We start from the raw sequence: 24,046 nt of genomic DNA, 5'->3' as shown, positions 1-24,046 counted from the left end.
CAAAACATCTTCATATTAACGCGTTTAACACATTAAATGTAGCCCTTTTTGCAGATAAATACTGCTTTTTTTGTTTTAAAAATCTGCCTCCCATTTAGATAACCATCAAACACAAAAAGTTTAATTCATTAAAAATCAAACAAATATAAAAATAATCCAATTTTTTTTCAATTACTGCTTTACAAGATTCGAGAACTCGCTATAATGACGACTTCTTCGCTAGCCCAGGTGGCGAAATTGGTAGACGCAGGGGACTCAAAATCCCCCGCCGCAAGGTGTGTCGGTTCGAGTCCGACCCTGGGCACCAAATTAAAAAAACCTCTTGATTCAGTCAAGAGGTTTTTTGCTATTTATCATTTACAAAAACCTTCTCCTTACTCAAACTGTCAACAATCTCCCCACAACAAGCTCAATCAAACTGTTTTTTTATTTCTTTAAAATCAAACGATAATCTATTTTCACTCCTTAAACGTTAAAAGATGAAAGATTTTGTCTTGCTTGTACAGTCGGATTGCGTTATCGTTTCTACTCTTTTTCACAAACTCTGTGTTTCTTCCCAATTGCTTGGATAGTCTGACTGTCATCGTATTCCCTCAGTGCGCGTACCCTAAATCGCTGCTTGGTGGAATTGCATTACAGGTGCTGTGGTGAGGCGGATTGTTCCTATTGGTTTGAAACCATATAAAAGAGGTCAATATGCAATTATCTGGCGCACAAATCATCGTGCAAAGTCTCAAAGCCGAAGGTGTCGAGTATGTATTTGGCTATCCAGGCGGCGCGGTTATCGAAATCTACGATGCCCTTTTCCAACTCAATAAATTCAAGCACATCCTGGTTCGCCACGAACAGGCAGCCGTACATGCGGCAGATGCCTATGCCCGTGTCAGCGGCAAAGTCGGCGTTGCCTTGGTGACTTCCGGCCCGGGCGTAACCAATGCCCTGACCGGTATCGCCACTGCTTACAGTGACTCTATTCCGTTAGTAGTCATCAGCGGCCAGGTGGGCAATTCCCTCATCGGGACAGACGCATTCCAAGAAGTGGATACAGTCGGCATTACTCGCCCTTGTGTCAAACACAACTTCTTGGTAACCAATATCGCTGAGTTGGCAGACACCATCAAAAAAGCTTTCCAAATCGCCGCAAGCGGCCGTCCGGGTCCCGTTGTTGTCGATGTTCCTAAAGATGTCACCCAAGCAATGGCTAAATTCAGCTATCCGCAAGAAGACATCTTCATCCGCTCTTACCAACCGGTTGTACAAGGCCACATCGGTCAAATCAAAAAAGCCGTACAAATGCTGGCTTCCGCCAAACGCCCTATTGTTTACTTTGGCGGCGGTGTGGTTTTAGGCAATGCCTCTGAGGAAATGACCAAATTCGTCCGCATGATCGGCGCTCCTTGTACCGGTACATTGATGGGCTTGGGTGCATACCCTTCCAGCGACCGCCAATTCTTGGGTATGCTGGGTATGCACGGCACTTACGAAGCCAACCTCGCCATGCAGAATGCAGACGTTGTACTGGCAATCGGTGCGCGCTTCGATGACCGCGTGATTTCCGTGCCGTCCAAATTCTTTGAAAAAGCCAAAAAAATTATTCATATCGACGTTGACCCGTCCAGCATTGCCAAACGCGTCAAAGTGGATATCCCGATTGTCGGCGACGTGAAAAACGTATTGTCCGAAATGATTCAATTGTGGGGTAAGCAAGAATCTGCACCTGCAGCCGACTCATTGGATAAATGGTGGAAAAGCATCGAAGAATGGCGTTCGCGCAACTGCCTGTGGTTTGATAATGAAAGCGAAATCATCAAACCGCAATACGTCATTCAAAAACTGGCCGAAATCACCAATAATTCTGCCATCATTACTTCCGACGTTGGTCAACACCAAATGTTTACCGCACAATATTACCCATTCGAGCGTCCACGCCAGTGGCTCAATTCCGGTGGCTTGGGCACAATGGGCGTCGGCTTGCCATATGCCATCGGTGCGAAACTGGCCGCTCCTGATCAAGATGTATTCTGCATCACCGGCGAAGGCTCGATTCAGATGAACATCCAAGAGCTGTCGACCTGCTTCCAATACCGAGTTCCGGTTAACGTCGTTACCCTGAACAACGGCTACCTCGGCATGGTCCGCCAATGGCAAGAACTTTATTACGGCAACCGTGAATCGGAAACCTATTTCGACTCATTGCCTGATTTTGTCAAACTGGCTGAAGCCTACGGCCATATCGGCATCCGTGTGGACAAGAAATCCGATGTAGAAGGCGCTTTACTGGAAGCATTAAACCAAAAAGACCGTCTGGTATTCCTCGATTTCTTGACCGACAAGAAACAAAACGTACTGCCTATGGTCGGCAACGGCAAAGGCTTGGACGAGATGGTTCTGCCGCCGCATATGCGCGAAACATTGTCAGCGTAAGGAGAGAAAAATGCGACATATCTTATCTATTCTGATGGAAAACGAATCAGGTGCGATGAGCCGTGTGGTAGGTTTGTTCTCCGCACGCGATTACAATATCGACTCCTTGGCTGTTGCGCCAACCGAAGACAAAACCTTGTCTCGCATGACCATCGTTACTCATGGCGACGAACACGTTATCGAGCAAATCACCAAACAACTCAACAAACTGATTGAAGTTATCAAAGTGGTTGACTTGAACGAAAGCCGTTTTGTCGAACGCGAACTGATGTTGGTAAAAGTCCGCGCCGTCGGCAAAGACCGCGACGAATTCCTGCGATTGACCGAAATCTACCGCGGCAGCGTTATTGATGTAACAGACCGCAGCTACACCATCGAAATCACAGGTTCCACCGAAAAACTCGACTCTTTCCTCGAAACAGTCGGTCGCGCCCAAATTTTGGAAACCGTACGCACAGGCGCAGCCGGTATCGGTCGTGGCGAGCGTATTTTGAAAATTTAACGCTGTATCGTTCAGACGGCCTTTTACTTTCAACAAAGGCCGTCTGAAAAACAGTAGGAGACAAATATGTCAAGCATCCAAATCGTTGCATTAGTTACCGTCAAACCCGAATACACCGAGGCTCTGGCTGCCCAGTTTAAAGAATTGGTCAAAGCCAGCCGTGCAGAAGAAGGCAACATCAGCTACGACCTGCACCAAGAAATCGGCAAACCCAACCGTTTCGTATTCGTAGAAAGCTGGAAATCCCAAGCAGCTATTGACGGACATAATACCAGCGAACATTTCCAAAACTTCGTCAAATCCATCGAAGGAAAAACCGAAGCATTGGAAATCGTCTTGATGAACCAAGTCCCCGCTTAAGCCCCTATTACTTTTAACTCAACCCGGATTATCCGGAACCCTCTTACACTAAGGAAATAAAATGCAAGTTTATTACGATAAAGACGCTGACCTTTCTCTGATCAAAGGCAAAACCGTTGCCATCATCGGTTACGGTTCACAAGGTCACGCACACGCAGCAAACCTGAAAGATTCCGGCGTAAATGTCGTAATCGGTCTGCGCCAAGGCGGCTCTTGGAAAAAAGCCGAAGCAGCCGGCCACGACGTGCGCACCGTTGCTGAAGCAACCAAAGCAGCCGACGTTGTAATGATTCTGTTGCCTGACGAAAACCAACCTATCGTATACAAAAACGAAATCGAGCCTAACTTGAAAGAAGGCGCAGTATTGGCGTTCGCTCACGGCTTCAACGTACACTACAACCAAATCGTACCTCGCGCCGACCTCGACGTTATCATGATCGCCCCTAAAGGCCCAGGTCACACCGTACGCAGCGAATTCCTGAAAGGCGGCGGCGTACCTTCCCTGATCGCTGTTTACCAAGATAAAAGCGGCAAAGCCAAAGACATCGCCCTGTCTTACGCAGCAGCCAACGGCGGCACTAAAGGCGGCGTAATCGAAACCAACTTCCGCGAAGAAACCGAAACCGACTTGTTCGGCGAACAAGCCGTACTGTGCGGTGGCGCAGTTGAATTGGTGAAATGCGGCTTTGAAACTTTGGTTGAAGCCGGTTACGCTCCGGAAATGGCCTACTTCGAATGTCTGCACGAGCTGAAACTGATCGTTGACCTGATGTACGAAGGCGGTATTGCCAACATGAACTACTCCATTTCCAATAATGCCGAATACGGTGAATACGTTACCGGCCCTGAAGTAGTGACTCCTGCAACCAAAGCAGCGATGAAAAAAGCACTGTACCGCATTCAAAGCGGTGAATATGCGAAAATGTTCATCCAAGAAGGCGCGACCAACTACGCCAGCATGACTGCCCGTCGCCGTCTGAACGCCGACCACCAAATTGAAAAAGTGGGTGCACAACTGCGTTCTATGATGCCTTGGATCGCTAAAAACAAACTGGTTGACCAAGACAAAAACTAATCTGTCTTTCAAGCAAATGAAACCTGCCTGATCACTCAGGCAGGTTTTTTATAATTTTAAAACCCAATACACTATAAATCACACTCAACAAGGCCGTCTAAAAACAATATAAACAACATTTAAACTCCAACCTCAATAAGCCGTCTTTTATGGTTCTCCTAAAATTTCCTTTTAGAAAAACATATTACGAAATAAACGACTATTTTCTATACCTACTCTGTCTGCAAAAAACAACGTTTCCAATCAAAAATACGCCTAAAACAAGAGGAAAATTTGTTTTCTTAAGCCATAACCTTTATATTATGGTCATGGAATCGTTGAAACAGAACGATATCGTAATAAGAAGAACGAATGCTCGCTTCTTCACACTTAAAAAAGGAAAACAGCAATGAAAAAATCCCTGATTGCCCTGACTCTGGCGGCTCTGCCTGTTGCAGCTATGGCTGACGTAACTCTGTACGGTCAAATTAAAGCTGGCGTAGAAATTTCTAAAGTAAAAGAGGGTAAGACTTCTTCTAAAACTGCTACTGAGATTGCTGACTTCGGCTCTCGCATCGGTTTCAAAGGCCACGAACACTTGGGTAGCAACCTGAATGCTATCTGGCAAGTTGAACAAAAAACTTCTATCGCCGGTGGTGACTCTGGTTTCGCTAACCGTGAATCTTTCTTGGGCTTGGAAGGCGGTTTCGGTAAAGTTCGTGCCGGTAACTTGAATACTGCTCTGAACGACAGCAGCGATAGCTTCGACCCTTGGGAATCTAGTGATGCTAACGCAGACGCTCTGCAATTGGGTAAAATCAAACGTGTAGATTCTCGTAAAGTATCTGTACGTTACGATACTCCTGTATTGGGTGGTTTCAGCGCAAGCGTACAATACCAACCTCGTGACAATGCTAACCCTGGCGACAAATACACTCACACTGTGAAAAGCCGTGAGTCTTACGACTTGGGTCTGAACTACGAAAACTCTGGCTTCTTCGGTCGCTACGCTGGTTCTTATGCTAAACGTGCTGACTTGACTTCTGGTTACCTGGATGCGTTCAACAGCAACACTACTTTGACTGCTGGTACTTATAAAGATCACCAAGCTCACCGTCTGACTGCTGGTTACGATGCTAACAACCTGATGGTTGCTGTTGTAGGTCAATACGAAGGCTTCAAAGCTGACGTAGCTGGTGCTAAGAAAAACGAACGTACTGAAGTTGGTGCAACTGCTGCTTACCGCTTCGGTAATGTAACTCCTCGTGTTTCTTACGCTCACGGCTTTAAAGCTAAAGAAGAAGGCGTGAAACAAGAGAACAGCGCTTACAACCAAGTTATCATTGGTGCTGACTACGACTTCTCTAAACGCACTTCTGCTCTGGTTTCTGCCGGCTGGTTGAAAGAAGGCAAAGGCGACTACAAATACGAGAAAACTGCTGGCACTGTTGGCCTGCGTCACAAATTCTAATCTTTGGATTAGTATGAAAAAGAGCCTGTTTTATGCAGGCTCTTTTTTATTCTTATGCCCTACCCTCAACGAAAATTAATTTAAGCGTTGTATATAAAAAGGCCGTCTGAAACCAATCAGTTTCAGACGGCCTTTAGTCTATCTATCCTTATTGCCAAATGACAATAAGTTCAACAGACAAGCTTTATTTTTCATTCAAAATCTTACCGACAATCTCGCCCACATCTTTGGACAAACCTTCTTGTGCATTAATGCGTTGTAATTCTTTGATCATGACGGCTTTGCGGTTGGCTTCCAATTTGTTGCAGATGTTGAAAGCCTGCACCAGTCGGGCGGCAACCTGCGGGTTAAAGCGGTCGATCTCCATCACTTTATCGGCTACAAAGCGGTAGCCGCTGCCGTCTTCTGCATGGAAGTGCGGAATATTGCGGCTGAAGCTCATCAATAAAGAACGGGCTTTATTTGGATTTTCAATACTGAACTTAGGATGACTCAAGGCCGTCTGAACTTGCTGTAAAGTATCTTTACGGCGACTTGAAGCAATCAGGGCAAAGTATTTGTCCATTACCAAAGCATCATCGGCAAATTTATCAGCAAATTGTGTCAACAAACGATCGCGGATGTCGCTTTCATTGCTGTTGATTGCGGATAAGATACCCCATTCATGGGTCATATTTTGCGCCATTGCCTCGTAATTTTCCGCAACGTGTTCGATATGCGCGACGTCAGCACGGAGAACGAATGCCCTGCAAGCATTGCGCAAAGTGCGCCAGCCGGCCAATTCTGGGCTGTATTCATAACGAACAGCGGCATCGGCTTGGTTTTCTTGCTCGGTAGCTTGACGGTTCAGCTCACGCCATTGAGGCAGGAACTTGACGGCAACGGCATTGAGCAAGGCTTCTCGCGCTTGATGAACCTGAATCGGGTCAATATTTTCTTCTTCTGACCATACATCGGTTTCAGACGGCATTTGCAGCAAAATGGCACGGAATGCCGGATCAAAGTCACCAGAAACCACCAAAGCCAAAGCGTCCATCAATGCTTTGTGTTCAGGCAAAGGACGGCCTTCCGCCAATGCCTGACGGTTGGCGTTAATGGCACGATGGTATAAGGTTTGAGCAGCTTCCCAACGGGCAAATTCATTCTCATCTGCCGCCAGTAAAGTGGCCAACTCTTGCTCGCTGTACGGATAGTTCAGGGTAACCGGTGCAGAGAAATCTCGCAGCAGAGACGGGATAACCGGCTCATTGACGCCACCCAACACAAAAGTCTGCTCGGCCTCAGTCAATACCAAAACCGCCTCTTTCACCCGTTTGCCTTGATATTCAAACTCAACCGCTTCGCCTTTTTCGTTCAGCAAACCGGTTTTGACCGGAATCATCATCGGCTGCTTGTCCGCCATATCGGGCGTGGCCGGAATGGTTTGTTTGATGGTCAATTCAAACGCTCCATCTTTCAGACAGCCTTGAGCATCTAAAACCGGCGTACCGGCTTGGCTGTACCACAAGGCGAACTGATCAAGATTGATACCGTTTGCGTCTGCCATTGCAACACGGAAATCATCACAAGTCACAGCTTGTCCATCATGGCGTTGGAAATACAACTTCATGCCTTTTTGGAAGCCCTCTTCACCGAGCAAGGTGTGATACATGCGCACTACTTCCGCACCTTTTTCATAGACGGTCATGGTGTAGAAGTTGTTCATCTCCTCATAGCTGGCTGGGCGGACAGGATGCGCAGTCGGACCCGCATCTTCAGGGAATTGGAACAAGCGCAGCATGCGGACATTGTCGATACGGCGTACCACGCGGCTGGCTCGGTCGCCGGAAAACTCTTGATCGCGGAATACAGTCAAACCTTCTTTCAGCGACAATTGGAACCAATCGCGGCAGGTCACGCGGTTGCCCGTCCAGTTATGGAAATATTCGTGGCCGACAACAGATTCGATGCCTTCAAAGTCGGTATCGGTCGCGGTACGGCTGTTAGCCAGGACGAACTTGGTATTGAAAATATTCAAACCTTTGTTTTCCATCGCGCCCATATTGAAATCGCCCACGGCAACGACCATGAAAATATCCAAGTCGTATTCCAAGCCAAAGCGTGTTTCGTCCCATTTCATCGCATTTTTCAACGATTCCACGGCAAAACCGACTTTAGGTTTGTCTGTCTCAGTGGTGTAGAACTCGATTTTGACCTTACGGCCGCTCATGGTCGTAAAATAATCTTCCGTTACCGCCAAATCGCCTGCCACCAAAGCAAAGAGATAGCTCGGTTTGGCAAACGGATCTTCCCATTTCACCCAATGACGGCCGTCTGAAAACTCGCCGCCACCGATTTTATTGCCGTTAGACAGCAACACCGGATAGCGTTTTTTGTCTGCAACGATCGTGGTGGTAAATTTAGACATGACATCCGGACGGTCGATGTAGAACGTAATTTTGCGGAAACCTTCCGGTTCGCATTGGGTAAACAAATTGCCGCCGGAAGCATACAGACCCATCAGAGATTTGTTCTCAGCAGGCAGAATTTCGGTTTCCACTTCCAGCGTAAAGTTTTCAGACGGCACGCCGGCAATCGTCAGTTTTTCGTCTTCCAAGACATAATCTACGGCCTGGCCGTTTACTTTCACTGACAGCAGTTTTGCCGAACCATCCAATACCAATGGCTCCCCTGCTCTTTCAGGTTGAACGGTCAGACTGGATTTGACGATGGTTTGCGGTTCTAAAATATCGAAATGCAGGTCGGTTTTCAGAATACGGTACGCTGGCGCGGCGTAGTCTTTCAAATAATGGATGGTTTTGCTCATTTGTTCTCTTTCAGAGTCATGCGGTAAATAGATGAAGCATATCGTTTCATCTAGCCTAAATTCAAGTGTTTTCAGAAAAAAAGCCGTCTGAAACCTAAAATTTCAGACGGCCTCCCTATTCAGACAACAAATCTAGTTGCCTGTCATTGCCAACTTACCATTGATACAGCGCACCGGCACCGACACCGACATGACCGTCGGTATTGGCCGAGAAGTTGCCTTTGACAATCCAGTTGCCGCCGTCGCTCATCGCAGACACGCCGATGGCCATGGCAGACTGACCACCGTAGTAGCCGCTGCCGACACCGATACCGGTCGCACCCGGACGGGTTACTTGCGGAATCGAGCCTTGGGCAATCGCACCGGCCACACCCGCGTAGGCTTTCTTACCTACTTGGTTGATGTTGTTCTGCAACTCGGTACCCAAACCGATCAACTGGTTCACGTTTGCCACATCTGTACCGTCTTTACCCGGAGCTACATTGGTAATGCGTTGGCCGCCGTTATTCAGACCGACAGGAGACAGTTTGACTTGGTTGTTCGGATTGTTTTCAGTCGGTGCAGCGATGGTTACGCCATCGTTGTTGACCACGGTATTGCCTGCGGTTAGACCGTCTTTGTTCAACGCAACTTTATCGCCGACTTTCACGCCGTCGTTATTCATCACAGTATCACCTGCTTTGAAGGTATCGGCATTCACTGTCTTCACGCTAATTTCGTCAGCCAACTTCAGTTGAGCGCCACCGGCTACGGTTTCGCTGATGATGTTGCTGTCGCCTTTAACGTTGATGGTAGAACCCAACGCATAGTTGTTGCTGCCGGTCGTACCGCCGAAGTTAATGCCTTTGGCGATAGTCGCAGCGTTGTTGGCTACGTTTTGGTTGGTTGCGTACAACTGGCTGCCGTTAACGGCATCTTTGCTGTTGGCATTGATGTCGCCATCCGCTACGTTGGTTACTTTGTTGCCCGCATTGTCCAAGCCGTCTTTAGTCAGGTTTACCTTGCCTGCTTTCAAGCCGTCTTTGTTCAATGCAACATCGTCACCAACTTTGACACCATCAGTATTCACTGCGGTATCGCCGGCTTTCACGCTGTCAACGTCCAAGTCTTTATTGGTAGCAACTTCATAAACAGTCTGACCTTTGTCACCTGTTTTTTCCGTCACAACGATGTTCTTACCTTGAACGACTTCAGTCTTGGACGCAGCAGCAGCTTGTTTCAGTTGAGAAACATTGACTGCATCGGTGTCATCCGTACCGGCTGCCACGTTGGTGATCTTGTTGCCGCCATTGTTCAAGCCAGCTTTGGTCAGGTTCACATCGCCAACTTTCAAGCCGTCTTTGTTCAATGCAACATCATCGCCAACTTTGACACCGTCATTATTCATCACGGTATCGCCTGCGGTAACACTGTCGACTTTCAGGTTTTTATCGGTAGCCACTTTGTAAATGGTTTGGCCATTGGCGCCGACATCCTGAGTTACAACAATGTTATCGCCTTGAACGACTTCGGTCTTAGCCGCAGCCGCAGCTTTGTTCAACTGAGCAACATTGACCGCATCAGTGTCATCGGTACCGGCTGCAACATTGGTAATCTTGTTGCCGCCATTGTCCAAGCCGGCTTTAGTCAGGTTGACATCACCAACTTTCACGCCGTCAGTATTGACTGTGGTATCACCGGCTTTCACGCTGTCAACTGCCAAGTCTTTAGCCAATTTGACTTCCAACTTATCAGAGCCATTCGCTACAACGCCGATATTGCCGTCTGAAAGTTTGGCTGCATCGGTTTGACCGCCAACAATATTCAGTTTCGTACCCGGTTTGCGTTCAACGTCTTTGCCGCTGTCACCACCGAAAGTCAAAGGCAGATTGGCAGTTGCATTGACGGCTTTGATTGCATCGTGGATATTGTTCTCACCAGTACCGCCAATATCAGTCATGCTGATGTTGCCGCCATTATTGGCCGCATTGCCACCCAACACATTCACCAACTGATCTTGGGCCGCATTCAGCTGCTCTTCAGTCGCCGCACGTTTGCCTTGGGCAAAGTCGCTACCGCCCAAAGTCGTATTGCTCAAGCCGCTGACTTCGCCTTTCTCGCCATCAATTTTCACCGGAGCCGCTTGACCGACATTCAACACATCGGCCAGTTTCAGCTGTGCGCCACCGGCTACGGTTTCGCTGATGATGTTGCTGTCGCCTTTGACATTGATGGTGTCGCCCAATGCGTAGTTGTTGCTGCCGCTGGTACCGCCGAAGTTGATGCCTTTGGCGATATTGGCGGCGTTGGTCGCGACGTTTTGGTTGGTCGCAAACAGTTGGCTGCCGTTAACGGCATCTTTGCTGTTGGCGTTGAGGTCGCCATCGGCTACGTTGGTCACTTTGTTGCCGGCGTTGTTCAAACCGTCTTTGGTCAGTTTGACATCACCCGCTTTAACGCCGTCTTGGGTCAATGCGACATCGTCGCCTACTTTCACACCGTCGTTGTTCACGGTGGTGTCGCCGGCTTCGACGCTGTTCACTACCAGGTCTTTTTTCAGCTTAACGGTCACTTTATCGTCTTGGGCTTCGGTGGTGATGTTGTCGTCGCCGGCAACGGTCACGGTGGAGCCGAGTTTTTCGATATTGGTGCTGCCGCTGTCGCCGTTGAAGGTCAGGCCTTTGTTGTCAACGGCGGTTTTGGCATCCACACCTTTTTGGATTTCGGCTTTGGTGCCGTCAGCCAAATCGATGCTGTAGTCGGTCACGTTATCGGCCTTTTCAGCGGCGGTAACGGTCAATTTGCTCGAACCGGCGCTCGCAGTCGTGCCTTTGGCGTTGACGGTGTAAACGTCTTGGCCGTTAGTGTCGACGGTTTTAACCACGTCTTTGATGTTGGTACCGGCACGTACTTCGGTACGGGCGGCGGCGCTTTGCTGTTTCAGCTGGCTGTAGTTGACGGCGTCGTTGTCATCGGTACCGGCGGCAACGTTGGTGATCTTGTTGCCGGCGGCATTGATGCCTGACTTGGTCACACTCGGGCCACCGGTAATGGTGAGGCCGTCTGAATTCAGTTTGCTGTCGCCTGCGGTCACGCTGTCAACGATGATGTCTTTGGCCAGTTTCAGCTGTGCGCCACCAGCTACGGTTTCGCTGATGATGTTGCTGTCGCCTTTGACATTGATGGTGTCGCCCAATGCGTAGTTGTTGCTGCCGGCGGTACCGCCGAAGTTGATGCCTTTGGCGATATTGGCGGCGTTTGTCGCTACGTTTTGGTTGGTCGCAAACAGTTGGCTGCCGTTAACGGCGTCTTTGCTGTTGGCATTGAGGTCACCGTCGGCTACGTTGGTAACCTTCTTGCCGGCGTTGTTCAAACCGTCTTTGGTCAGTTTGACATCACCCGCTTTAACACCGTCTTGGGTCAATGCGACATCGTCGCCTACTTTCACACCGTCGTTGTTCACGGTGGTGTCGCCGGCTTCGACGCTGTTCACTACCAGGTCTTTTTTCAGCTTAACGGTCACTTTATCGTCTTGGGCTTCGGTGGTGATGTTGTCGTCGCCGGCAACGGTCACGGTGGAGCCGAGTTTTTCGACATTGGTGCTGCCGCTGTCGCCGTTGAAGGTCAGGCCTTTGCTGTCAACGGCGGTTTTGGCATCCACACCTTTTTGGATTTCGGCTTTGGTGCCGTCAGCCAAATCGATGCTGTAGTCGGTCACGTTGTCGGCCTTTTCAGCGGCGGTAACGGTCACTTTGCTCGAACCGGCGCTCGCAGTCGCGCCTTTGGCGTTGACGGTGTAAACGTCTTGGCCGTTAGTGTCGACGGTTTTAACCACGTCTTTGATGTTGGTACCGGCACGTACTTCGGTACGGGCGGCGGCGCTTTGCTGTTTCAGCTGGCTGTAGTTGACGGCGTCGTTGTCATCGGTACCGGCGGCAACGTTGGTGATCTTGTTGCCGGCGGCATGGATGCCTGACTTGGTCACACTCGGGCCACCGGTAATGGTGAGGCCGTCTGAATTCAGTTTGCTGTCGCCTGCGGTCACGCTGTCAACGATGATGTCTTTGGCCAGTTTCAGCTGTGCACCACCGGCTACGGTTTCGCTGATGATGTTGCTGTCGCCTTTGACATTGATGGTGTCGCCCAATGCGTAGTTGTTGCTGCCGGCGGTACCGCCGAAGTTGATGCCTTTGGCGATATTGGCGGCGTTTGTCGCTACGTTTTGGTTGGTCGCAAACAGTTGGCTGCCGTTAACGGCGTCTTTGCTGTTGGCATTGAGGTCACCGTCGGCTACGTTGGTAACCTTCTTGCCGGCGGCATCGATACCGGACTTGGTCAGGCTAGGACCGCCTGCGATCTTAACGCCGTCGTTGTTCACGGTGGTGTCGCCGGCTTTGACGCTGTTCACTACCAGGTCTTTTTTCAGCTTAACGGTCACTTTATCGTCTCGGGCTTCGGTGGTGATGTTGTCGTCGCCGGCAACGGTCACGGTGGAGCCGAGTTTTTCGACATTGGTGCTGCCGCTGTCGCCGTTGAAGGTCAGGCCTTTGCTGTCAACGGTGGTTTTGGCATCTACGCCTTTTTGGATTTCGGCTTTGGTGTCATCAGCCAAGTCGATGCTGTAGTCGGTCACGTTGTCGGCCTTTTCAGCGGCGGTAACGGTCAATTTGCTCGAACCGGCGCTCGCAGTCGTGCCTTTGGCGTTGACGGTGTAAACGTCTTGGCCTTTATTGCCGACTCCTTTAACCACGTCTTTGATGTTGGTACCGGCTGCAACTTCGGTACGGGCGGCGGCGCTTTGCTGTTTCAGCTGGCTGTAGTTGACCGCGTCGTTGTCATCGGTACCGGCGGCAACATTGGTGATCTTGGTGCTGGCGGCATTGATGCCTGACTTGATCACACTCGGGCCACCGGTAATGGTGAGGCCGTCTGTATTCAGTTTGCTGTTGCCTGCGGTGACGCTGTCAACAGTGATGTCTTTGGCCAGTTTCAGCTGTGCGCCACCGGCTACGGTTTCGCTGATGATGTTGCTGTCGCCTTTGACATTGATGGTGTCGCCCAATGCGTAGTTGTTGCTGCCGGCGGTACCGCCGAAGTTGATGCCTTTGGCGATATTGGCGGCGTTGGTCGCTACGTTTTGGTTGGTCGCAAACAGTTGGCTGCCGTTGACGGCGTCTTTGCTGTTGGCATTGAGGTCACCGTCGGCTACGTTGGTAACCTTCTTGCCGGCGGCATCGATACCGGACTTGGTCAGGCTAGGACCGCCTGCGATCTTAACGCCGTCGTTGTTCACGGTGGTGTCGCCGGCTTTGACGCTGTTCACTACCAGGTCTTTTTTCAGCTTAACGGTCACTTTATCGTCTCGGGCTTCGGTGGTGATGTTGTCGTCGCCGGCAACGGTCACGGTGGAGCCGAGTTTTTCGACATTGGTGCTGCCGCTGTCGCCGTTGAAGGTCAGGCCTTTGCTGTCAACGGTGGTTTTGGCATCTACGCCTTTTTGGATTTCGGCTTTGGTGTCATCAGCCAAGTCGATGCTGTAGTCGGTCACGTTGTCGGCCTTTTCAGCGGCGGTAACGGTCACTTGGCTCGAACCGGCGCTCGCAGTCGTGCCTTTGGCGTTGACGGTGTAAACGTCTTGGCCTTTATTGCCGACTCCTTTAACCACGTCTTTGATGTTGGTACCGGCTGCAACTTCGGTACGGGCGGCGGCGCTTTGCTGTTTCAGCTGGCTGTAGTTGACCGCGTCGTTGTCATCGGTACCGGCGGCAACATTGGTGATCTTGGTGCTGGCGGCATTGATGCCTGACTTGGTCACACTCGGGCCACCGGTAATGGTGAGGCCGTCTGAATTCAGTTTGCTGTCGCCTGCGGTCACGCTGTCAACGATGATGTCTTTGGCCAGTTTCAGCTGTGCACCACCGGCTACGGTTTCGCTGATGATGTTGCTGTCGCCTTTGACATTGATGGTGTCGCCCAATGCGTAGTTGTTGCTGCCGGCGGTACCGCCGAAGTTGATGCCTTTGGCGATATTGGCGGCGTTTGTCGCTACGTTTTGGTTGGTCGCAAACAGTTGGCTGCCGTTAACGGCATCTTTGCTGTTGGCGTTGAGGTCGCCATCGGCTACGTTGGTCACTTTGTTGCCGGCGTTGTTCAAACCGTCTTTGGTCAGTTTGACATCACCCGCTTTAACGCCGTCTTGGGTCAATGCGACATCGTCGCCTACTTTCACACCGTCGTTGTTCACGGTGGTGTCGCCGGCTTCGACGCTGTTCACTACCAGGTCTTTTTTCAGCTTAACGGTCACTTTATCGTCTTGGGCTTCGGTGGTGATGTTGTCGTCGCCGGCAACGGTCACGGTGGAGCCGAGTTTTTCGATATTGGTGCTGCCGCTGTCGCCGTTGAAGGTCAGGCCTTTGTTGTCAACGGCGGTTTTGGCATCCACACCTTTTTGGATTTCGGCTTTGGTGCCGTCAGCCAAATCGATGCTGTAGTCGGTCACGTTATCGGCCTTTTCAGCGGCGGTAACGGTCAATTTGCTCGAACCGGCGCTCGCAGTCGTGCCTTTGGCGTTGACGGTGTAAACGTCTTGGCCGTTAGTGTCGACGGTTTTAACCACGTCTTTGATGTTGGTACCGGCACGTACTTCGGTACGGGCGGCGGCGCTTTGCTGTTTCAGCTGGCTGTAGTTGACGGCGTCGTTGTCATCGGTACCGGCGGCAACGTTGGTGATCTTGTTGCCGGCGGCATTGATGCCTGACTTGGTCACACTCGGGCCACCGGTAATGGTGAGGCCGTCTGAATTCAGTTTGCTGTCGCCTGCGGTCACGCTGTCAACGATGATGTCTTTGGCCAGTTTCAGCTGTGCGCCACCAGCTACGGTTTCGCTGATGATGTTGCTGTCGCCTTTGACATTGATGGTGTCGCCCAATGCGTAGTTGTTGCTGCCGGCGGTACCGCCGAAGTTGATGCCTTTGGCGATATTGGCGGCGTTTGTCGCTACGTTTTGGTTGGTCGCAAACAGTTGGCTGCCGTTAACGGCGTCTTTGCTGTTGGCATTGAGGTCACCGTCGGCTACGTTGGTAACCTTCTTGCCGGCGTTGTTCAAACCGTCTTTGGTCAGTTTGACATCACCCGCTTTAACACCGTCTTGGGTCAATGCGACATCGTCGCCTACTTTCACACCGTCGTTGTTCACGGTGGTGTCGCCGGCTTCGACGCTGTTCACTACCAGGTCTTTTTTCAGCTTAACGGTCACTTTATCGTCTTGGGCTTCGGTGGTGATGTTGTCGTCGCCGGCAACGGTCACGGTGGAGCCGAGTTTTTCGACATTGGTGCTGCCGCTGTCGCCGTTGAAGGTCAGGCCTTTGCTGTCAACGGCGGTTTTGGCATCCACACCTTTTTGGATTTCGGCTTTGGTGCCGTCAGCCAAATCGATGCTGTAGTCGGTCACGTTGTCGGCCTTTTCAGCGGCGGTAACGGTCACTTTGCTCGAACCGGCGCTCGCAGTCGCGCCTTTGGCGTTGACGGTGTAAACGTCTTGGCCGTTAGTGTCGACGGTTTTAACCACGTCTTTGATGTTGGTACCGGCACGTACTTCGGTACGGGCGGCGGCGCTTTGCTGTTTCAGCTGGCTGTAGTTGACGGCGTCGTTGTCATCGGTACCGGCGGCAACGTTGGTGATCTTGTTGCCGGCGGCATGGATGCCTGACTTGGTCACACTCGGGCCACCGGTAATGGTGAGGCCGTCTGAATTCAGTTTGCTGTCGCCTGCGGTCACGCTGTCAACGATGATGTCTTTGGCCAGTTTCAGCTGTGCACCACCGGCTACGGTTTCGCTGATGATGTTGCTGTCGCCTTTGACATTGATGGTGTCGCCCAATGCGTAGTTGTTGCTGCCGGCGGTACCGCCGAAGTTGATGCCTTTGGCGATATTGGCGGCGTTTGTCGCTACGTTTTGGTTGGTCGCAAACAGTTGGCTGCCGTTAACGGCGTCTTTGCTGTTGGCATTGAGGTCACCGTCGGCTACGTTGGTAACCTTCTTGCCGGCGGCATCGATACCGGACTTGGTCAGGCTAGGACCGCCTGCGATCTTAACGCCGTCGTTGTTCACGGTGGTGTCGCCGGCTTTGACGCTGTTCACTACCAGGTCTTTTTTCAGCTTAACGGTCACTTTATCGTCTCGGGCTTCGGTGGTGATGTTGTCGTCGCCGGCAACGGTCACGGTGGAGCCGAGTTTTTCGACATTGGTGCTGCCGCTGTCGCCGTTGAAGGTCAGGCCTTTGCTGTCAACGGTGGTTTTGGCATCTACGCCTTTTTGGATTTCGGCTTTGGTGTCATCAGCCAAGTCGATGCTGTAGTCGGTCACGTTGTCGGCCTTTTCAGCGGCGGTAACGGTCAATTTGCTCGAACCGGCGCTCGCAGTCGTGCCTTTGGCGTTGACGGTGTAAACGTCTTGGCCTTTATTGCCGACTCCTTTAACCACGTCTTTGATGTTGGTACCGGCTGCAACTTCGGTACGGGCGGCGGCGCTTTGCTGTTTCAGCTGGCTGTAGTTGACCGCGTCGTTGTCATCGGTACCGGCGGCAACATTGGTGATCTTGGTGCTGGCGGCATTGATGCCTGACTTGATCACACTCGGGCCACCGGTAATGGTGAGGCCGTCTGTATTCAGTTTGCTGTTGCCTGCGGTGACGCTGTCAACAGTGATGTCTTTGGCCAGTTTCAGCTGTGCGCCACCGGCTACGGTTTCGCTGATGATGTTGCTGTCGCCTTTGACATTGATGGTGTCGCCCAATGCGTAGTTGTTGCTGCCGGCGGTACCGCCGAAGTTGATGCCTTTGGCGATATTGGCGGCGTTGGTCGCTACGTTTTGGTTGGTCGCAAACAGTTGGCTGCCGTTGACGGCGTCTTTGCTGTTGGCATTGAGGTCACCGTCGGCTACGTTGGTAACCTTCTTGCCGGCGGCATCGATACCGGACTTGGTCAGGCTAGGACCGCCTGCGATCTTAACGCCGTCGTTGTTCACGGTGGTGTCGCCGGCTTTGACGCTGTTCACTACCAGGTCTTTTTTCAGCTTAACGGTCACTTTATCGTCTCGGGCTTCGGTGGTGATGTTGTCGTCGCCGGCAACGGTCACGGTGGAGCCGAGTTTTTCGACATTGGTGCTGCCGCTGTCGCCGTTGAAGGTCAGGCCTTTGCTGTCAACGGTGGTTTTGGCATCTACGCCTTTTTGGATTTCGGCTTTGGTGTCATCAGCCAAGTCGATGCTGTAGTCGGTCACGTTGTCGGCCTTTTCAGCGGCGGTAACGGTCACTTGGCTCGAACCGGCGCTCGCAGTCGTGCCTTTGGCGTTGACGGTGTAAACGTCTTGGCCTTTATTGCCGACTCCTTTAACCACGTCTTTGATGTTGGTACCGGCTGCAACTTCGGTACGGGCGGCGGCGCTTTGCTGTTTCAGCTGGCTGTAGTTGACCGCGTCGTTGTCATCGGTACCGGCGGCAACATTGGTGATCTTGGTGCTGGCGGCATTGATGCCTGACTTGGTCACACTCGGGCCACCGGTAATGGTGAGGCCGTCTGAATTCAGTTTGCTGTCGCCTGCGGTCACGCTGTCAACGATGATGTCTTTGGCCAGTTTCAGCTGTGCACCACCGGCTACGGTTTCGCTGATGATGTTGCTGTCGCCTTTGACATTGATGGTGTCGCCCAATGCGTAGTTGTTGCTGCCGGCGGTACCGCCGAAGTTGATGCCTTTGGCGATATTGGCGGCGTTTGTCGCTACGTTTTGGTTGGTCGCAAACAGTTGGCTGCCGTTAACGGCGTCTTTGCTGTTGGCATTGAGGTCACCGTCGGCTACGTTGGTAACCTTCTTGCCGGCGGCATCGATACCGGACTTGGTCAGGCTAGGACCGCCTGCGATCTTAACGCCGTCGTTGTTCACGGTGGTGTCGCCGGCTTTGACGCTGTTCACTACCAGGTCTTTTTTCAGCTTAACGGTCACTTTATCGTCTCGGGCTTCGGTGGTGATGTTGTCGTCGCCGGCAACGGTCACGGTGGAGCCGAGTTTTTCGACATTGGTGCTGCCGCTGTCGCCGTTGAAGGTCAGGCCTTTGCTGTCAACGGTGGTTTTGGCATCTACGCCTTTTTGGATTTCGGCTTTGGTGTCATCAGCCAAGTCGATGCTGTAGTCGGTCACGTTGTCGGCCTTTTCAGCGGCGGTAACGGTCAATTTGCTCGAACCGGCGCTCGCAGTCGTGCCTTTGGCGTTGACGGTGTAAACGTCTTGGCCTTTATTGCCGACTCCTTTAACCACGTCTTTGATGTTGGTACCGGCTGCAACTTCGGTACGGGCGGCGGCGCTTTGCTGTTTCAGCTGGCTGTAGTTGACCGCGTCGTTGTCATCGGTACCGGCGGCAACATTGGTGATCTTGGTGCTGGCGGCATTGATGCCTGACTTGATCACACTCGGGCCACCGGTAATGGTGAGGCCGTCTGTATTCAGTTTGCTGTTGCCTGCGGTGACGCTGTCAACAGTGATGTCTTTGGCCAGTTTCAGCTGTGCGCCACCGGCTACGGTTTCGCTGATGATGTTGCTGTCGCCTTTGACATTGATGGTGTCGCCCAATGCGTAGTTGTTGCTGCCGGCGGTACCGCCGAAGTTGATGCCTTTGGCGATATTGGCGGCGTTGGTCGCTACGTTTTGGTTGGTCGCAAACAGTTGGCTGCCGTTGACGGCGTCTTTGCTGTTGGCATTGAGGTCACCGTCGGCTACGTTGGTAACCTTCTTGCCGGCGGCATCGATACCGGACTTGGTCAGGCTAGGACCGCCTGCGATCTTAACGCCGTCGTTGTTCACGGTGGTGTCGCCGGCTTTGACGCTGTTCACTACCAGGTCTTTTTTCAGCTTAACGGTCACTTTATCGTCTCGGGCTTCGGTGGTGATGTTGTCGTCGCCGGCAACGGTCACGGTGGAGCCGAGTTTTTCGACATTGGTGCTGCCGCTGTCGCCGTTGAAGGTCAGGCCTTTGCTGTCAACGGTGGTTTTGGCATCTACGCCTTTTTGGATTTCGGCTTTGGTGTCATCAGCCAAGTCGATGCTGTAGTCGGTCACGTTGTCGGCCTTTTCAGCGGCGGTAACGGTCACTTGGCTCGAACCGGCGCTCGCAGTCGTGCCTTTGGCGTTGACGGTGTAAACGTCTTGGCCTTTATTGCCGACTCCTTTAACCACGTCTTTGATGTTGGTACCGGCTGCAACTTCGGTACGGGCGGCGGCGCTTTGCTGTTTCAGCTGGCTGTAGTTGACCGCGTCGTTGTCATCGGTACCGGCGGCAACATTGGTGATCTTGGTGCTGGCGGCATTGATGCCTGACTTGGTCACACTCGGGCCACCGGTAATGGTGAGGCCGTCTGAATTCAGTTTGCTGTCGCCTGCGGTCACGCTGTCAACGATGATGTCTTTGGCCAGTTTCAGCTGTGCACCACCGGCTACGGTTTCGCTGATGATGTTGCTGTCGCCTTTGACATTGATGGTGTCGCCCAATGCGTAGTTGTTGCTGCCGGCGGTACCGCCGAAGTTGATGCCTTTGGCGATATTGGCGGCGTTTGTCGCTACGTTTTGGTTGGTCGCAAACAGTTGGCTGCCGTTAACGGCGTCTTTGCTGTTGGCATTGAGGTCACCGTCGGCTACGTTGGTAACCTTCTTGCCGGCGTTGTTCAAACCGTCTTTGGTCAGTTTGACATCACCCGCTTTAACACCGTCTTGGGTCAATGCGACATCGTCGCCTACTTTCACACCGTCGTTGTTCACGGTGGTGTCGCCGGCTTCGACGCTGTTCACTACCAGGTCTTTTTTCAGCTTAACAGTCACTTTATCGTCTTGGGCTTCGGTGGTGATGTTGTCGTCGCCGGCAACGGTCACGGTGGAGCCGAGTTTTTCGATATTGGTGCTGCCGTTGTCGCCGCTAAAGGTCAGGCCTTTGCTGTCAACGGCGGTTTTGGCATCTACGCCTTTTTGGATGTTATCTTTAGTGCTTTGAGCGAGATCGATACTGTAATTAGTTGTGACTGCGCCATCGGATGCAGTTGTAGTATTGGAGGTCAAATTCAAAGCATTGGAAACTTGTACAGTTGCTTTATCTGCGCTGACGGTATAAGTGGTTTCTTTGCCTGAAGTTGTTTTATTAACGTGCGTGTTGCTGCCTGCCGCTACATTGGTTGTGGTTTTGGCATTATTGATGGCATTGGCTACATCACCAGCAGTCGCTACACCGGCAGTCGGTGCGGAAACTGTGCCATTATTATTGACAGACAATGTGCCTTGAGTGACGTTGATTTGGACTTTTGATGCATTCTCGCCATCGGTAACTGCAACGGTCGTCAAGTTGCCATTAGCGTAGTTGACTGTACCGTTGTTATTGATACGGGATTTGTCTGTACCGTTTTGTTGGATATTGTGTCCAACATTGTTCATAACAGTGTACAGTTGGCTACCATTAACTGCATCGGTTGAAGTGGCGGAAATACGGCCTGCAGCAACATTCTGGATTTGGCGTTCATTGCCTGCGCTGCCTACAGAAACCGCGCCTGTTTTGGAGGATGAAGAAGCCGCATAGCTGACATTGGTCGCAGCGCCGCTATCGTTTTTGAATGTTGCATTTTTAGCTGTTGCATCAAAATTATTGGCAGTGCCAACAGCACCATTGCCCAATGCAACAGAGCTACCAACCGTAGTCGTCGCACCATTACCCAACGCAACTGAATCGCTTCCAGTCGCTTTTGCATTATTACCGCCGGCAAAACTATTCTGCCCGGCAGCTTGGGCTGAGGAACCAATAGCGGTGGAATAAAGGCCTGAACTGTTTGCCTGCTTACCAATGGCGATAGAATAAGATTGAGCAGTCTGTGCCTGATGACCAATTGCAACAGAATCATCACCGACTGCATTTGACAAATAGCCCATTGCCGTACCGTTATTTTGTGCTGCTGCCCTTGCACCGACAACGGTTGCATTTTCGTAGTTGGCTCTACTGTGAGCACCGACGACTATAGAGTAATTGCGATCATTTTCTGTATTCAAACCTATGGCGATAGAACCTGTACCGCGAGAATTGGCATTAGAGCCTAAAGCCACGGCACCCACAGTTCCTGAAGTTACAGTTGCATTTGGGCCAACGGCAACAGAAGACGAACCAAGTACGTTGGCATTATGGCCCAAGGAAACACTACCCGTCGCACCTGTACTTGTTGCTGCATTTGGTCCGATGGCAATCGAATTGGTTGCTTTTGCGCCATCATTATTCCAGTTTTTCGTACCGTCAGTTTTGCCTTCTTCTGACTTAACAGAAAAATAACGAACGCGTTCAAGCGCATTCAATACGCCATAAAGTTGAGAGCCGTTGATGGCATCAGTAGAAGTAGCAGAAATATCGCCAGGGGATACATTGATAATTTGGCGTTCGTAACCTTGAGAACCAACAGACACAACATCACCGGCATCGGTAGTTTGACCGCCTGCCCAAGTGTAGGTTACACCCATAATTTCGCGTTGAACGTATGCCCGACCTTCTTTATCGGTTTTAGAAGCCGTACCCAAAGCCACAGAGTTCAGCAAAGTTGCTTTTGCACCTGTACCCAAAGCTACACCACCAAAGGCAGTGGCTTGAGATTTAGTACCAATAGCCAGAGACAAATCGGCAGATGAATTAGACTGCACACCTAATGCAACAGAACCTTGACCGGCAATGGTATTACCATAAACCCCGCTATTCATTGTATCTCCGGTCATTTCTTTATAGATATCCCGCAGATTTTTACCACGTAGCGCATATTCACCAACTTTCGCACCTTGGGCATTGTATTTGATGAATTTGTCCGTTGCGCTGCCTGAATATTGGGTACCACCAACACTATCAAGGTCATCACCACCCACCGAGATAGATGAATTACCCTCAGCTACAACATTACCACCAACCGCAATAGATTGGTCACCCTTTGCCCACGCGCCCTCAGGTCTGCCCTGTGCATCGACACGGTTACCTGAACCAATAGCAATAGCCTGAGTTATCTTAGGACTACTTGAATCGCCTACTCGAGCCGTATTACCAATAGCAATATTATTGTGAGTTAAACCCGGGTGCATAATGTTTTGGGAAAGAACCCCAGATGCACGTCCAATAGCAATCGTACCAAGGCCGGTTGCATTCGCGTCTGCACCAAGTGCAATAGCACTTGATAGCGCACTACCCGAACTTGGAGAATTTGCCACTGCACTTTTACCGATGGCAATGGTGTTTCCAGTTTGAGCTTGGGTTGAATTACCTATAGCGATAGACTCACTTTGATAACCCACTGCATTGGTACCGATTGCAATGGCATTTTGCGCATTGGCTGCAGCCTGACTGCCGCTGCCAATCGCAATGCCGTCTTGACCTCTTGATGTACTGGATTTACCCAAAGCCATTGAGCCAATACCATAAGCCTGAGCTTCATTACCAAGCGCTGTAGTACTAACATTGTTGGCAAGAGCATTCTTACCTACCGCTGTCGCTTGCGTACCATTTGCTTTGGAATCTGCACCCAGTGCTGTTGAATCTGCAGAAACAGCATTGGCACTTTTACCTATCGCTGTTGCATATGAACTACTTGCACTTGTATCTGCACCCATCGCAACAGCATGAGTTTGGGTAGCCTTGGCATTTGTACCAACAGCAAGACTGTTATTATGTGTTGCATTTGCACTCGTACCTACCGCAACTGCACCATTAGCCGTGGCATTGGCTGATGCTCCTACTGACAGAGCACCAATACCGGTCGCTGTTGCACCGCTGACCGCAGTAGCACTGGTTGGAGGATCAACCGCAATTAGCCCACGTCCCGCAGTTGCCGCATACGAATTACCTGCACCCAAAAGAGCTGCCGAAATCACTGTCAATCTGAAAACTGTCGCGATACCATTTTTACCGGATTCGGCAGATACATCTGTACTGTTTTGTTCTGCAGACGATTTCACACGGCCTTTGGCCAATTCGGACGTTACAACGAAAGATTGAATCGTACGGTTCCAAACGACTTTAAATATCTTATTCATTAGTGTGTCTTTCTCTTTTTATGATGGGTAAAAGCGTAGGCGTGAGCATGACGCTACTTTAAAAAATCTATTGCGGAGGATTTCCCTGCAAAATGCTTGCTTCGAGCTGACGTTTATTGTCACTTTAAGACGAAATTTAGGTCTTTTACTATCTCGAAGTGAAATAGTATTTCATACTTACTAAATATCCGCTAGTCAGAAATATCAACCGATTATCTTTAATTTCTAAATAAAATTACGGCTTTCAACCAAAAAACCAATCATCAAAAGGGTTTCAGCCATGTTTCTATTAATAAGCGGTGTGTTGCATTCCATTGACAAGTCACAAGCAAACACAGTAACCATGCAACTCATATGCCAATTAT

7 protein-coding genes and 1 tRNA gene are annotated in these 24,046 nt (G+C 50.8%); 6 read left to right on the top strand and 2 right to left on the bottom strand.

Features of this window, described 5'->3' with window-relative positions; translation table 11 throughout:
* Positions 1-222 precede the first annotated feature (222 nt).
* The 6 genes from LPB400_RS03695 to porB all read left to right on the top strand — a co-directional run bounded on the left by LPB400_RS03695 (position 223) and on the right by porB (position 5,811).
* Positions 223-307, top strand: a tRNA-Leu gene (locus LPB400_RS03695).
* 389 nt (positions 308-696) lie between these two features.
* On the top strand, positions 697-2,424 hold the full coding sequence (ilvB, locus tag LPB400_RS03690) for a biosynthetic-type acetolactate synthase large subunit (protein WP_003680037.1): 1,728 nt from the start codon (positions 697-699) through the stop codon (positions 2,422-2,424).
* Positions 2,425-2,434: 10 nt separating this feature from the next.
* Positions 2,435-2,926, top strand: a complete 492-nt coding sequence (gene ilvN, locus LPB400_RS03685; RefSeq protein WP_003685820.1) for an acetolactate synthase small subunit — start codon at positions 2,435-2,437, stop codon at positions 2,924-2,926.
* A 66-nt stretch (positions 2,927-2,992) separates the two neighbouring features.
* Positions 2,993-3,286 carry a putative quinol monooxygenase gene (locus LPB400_RS03680; protein ID WP_219089439.1) on the top strand — a complete coding sequence of 98 codons (294 nt, stop codon included), beginning with the start codon at positions 2,993-2,995 and terminating at the stop codon, positions 3,284-3,286.
* Positions 3,287-3,347: 61 nt separating this feature from the next.
* Positions 3,348-4,361, top strand: coding sequence for a ketol-acid reductoisomerase (ilvC, locus tag LPB400_RS03675; RefSeq protein WP_070646594.1), 1,014 nt, complete (start codon positions 3,348-3,350; stop codon positions 4,359-4,361).
* 388 nt (positions 4,362-4,749) lie between these two features.
* Positions 4,750-5,811 carry a trimeric porin PorB gene (gene porB, locus LPB400_RS03670; RefSeq protein WP_219089436.1) on the top strand — a complete coding sequence of 354 codons (1,062 nt, stop codon included), beginning with the start codon at positions 4,750-4,752 and terminating at the stop codon, positions 5,809-5,811.
* Positions 5,812-5,995: 184 nt separating this feature from the next.
* Here the strand turns inward: porB and pepN are convergent, their stop codons facing one another.
* Together pepN and LPB400_RS03660 are read right to left on the bottom strand one after the other, a co-directional pair.
* The gene (pepN, locus tag LPB400_RS03665) at positions 5,996-8,617 is read right to left on the bottom strand and encodes an aminopeptidase N (RefSeq protein ID WP_219089434.1); all 2,622 of its coding nucleotides are present in this window, start codon (positions 8,615-8,617) and stop codon (positions 5,996-5,998) included.
* 154 nt (positions 8,618-8,771) lie between these two features.
* Positions 8,772-23,681, bottom strand: a complete 14,910-nt coding sequence (locus tag LPB400_RS03660; protein WP_219089431.1) for a YadA-like family protein — start codon at positions 23,679-23,681, stop codon at positions 8,772-8,774.
* Positions 23,682-24,046: the final 365 nt, after the last annotated feature.

It is taken from the genome of Neisseria perflava (assembly GCF_019334725.1).
In the GTDB taxonomy this organism is placed as follows: Bacteria; Pseudomonadota; Gammaproteobacteria; order Burkholderiales; family Neisseriaceae; genus Neisseria; species Neisseria subflava_A.
Note: the sequence above shows the minus strand (reverse complement) of the source record. Positions and strands in the feature narration are given on the sequence as shown.

Excerpts from the sequence above, each read along its gene's own strand:
- LPB400_RS03680 (WP_219089439.1), top strand. The coding sequence starts at position 2,993 with ATGTCAAGCATCCAAATCGTTGCATTAGTTACCGTCAAACCCGAATAC.
- ilvB (WP_003680037.1), top strand. The coding sequence starts at position 697 with ATGCAATTATCTGGCGCACAAATCATCGTGCAAAGTCTCAAAGCCGAA.
- LPB400_RS03660 (WP_219089431.1), bottom strand. The coding sequence starts at position 23,681 with ATGAATAAGATATTTAAAGTCGTTTGGAACCGTACGATTCAATCTTTC.
- ilvC (WP_070646594.1), top strand. The coding sequence starts at position 3,348 with ATGCAAGTTTATTACGATAAAGACGCTGACCTTTCTCTGATCAAAGGC.
- pepN (WP_219089434.1), bottom strand. The coding sequence starts at position 8,617 with ATGAGCAAAACCATCCATTATTTGAAAGACTACGCCGCGCCAGCGTAC.
- ilvN (WP_003685820.1), top strand. The coding sequence starts at position 2,435 with ATGCGACATATCTTATCTATTCTGATGGAAAACGAATCAGGTGCGATG.
- porB (WP_219089436.1), top strand. The coding sequence starts at position 4,750 with ATGAAAAAATCCCTGATTGCCCTGACTCTGGCGGCTCTGCCTGTTGCA.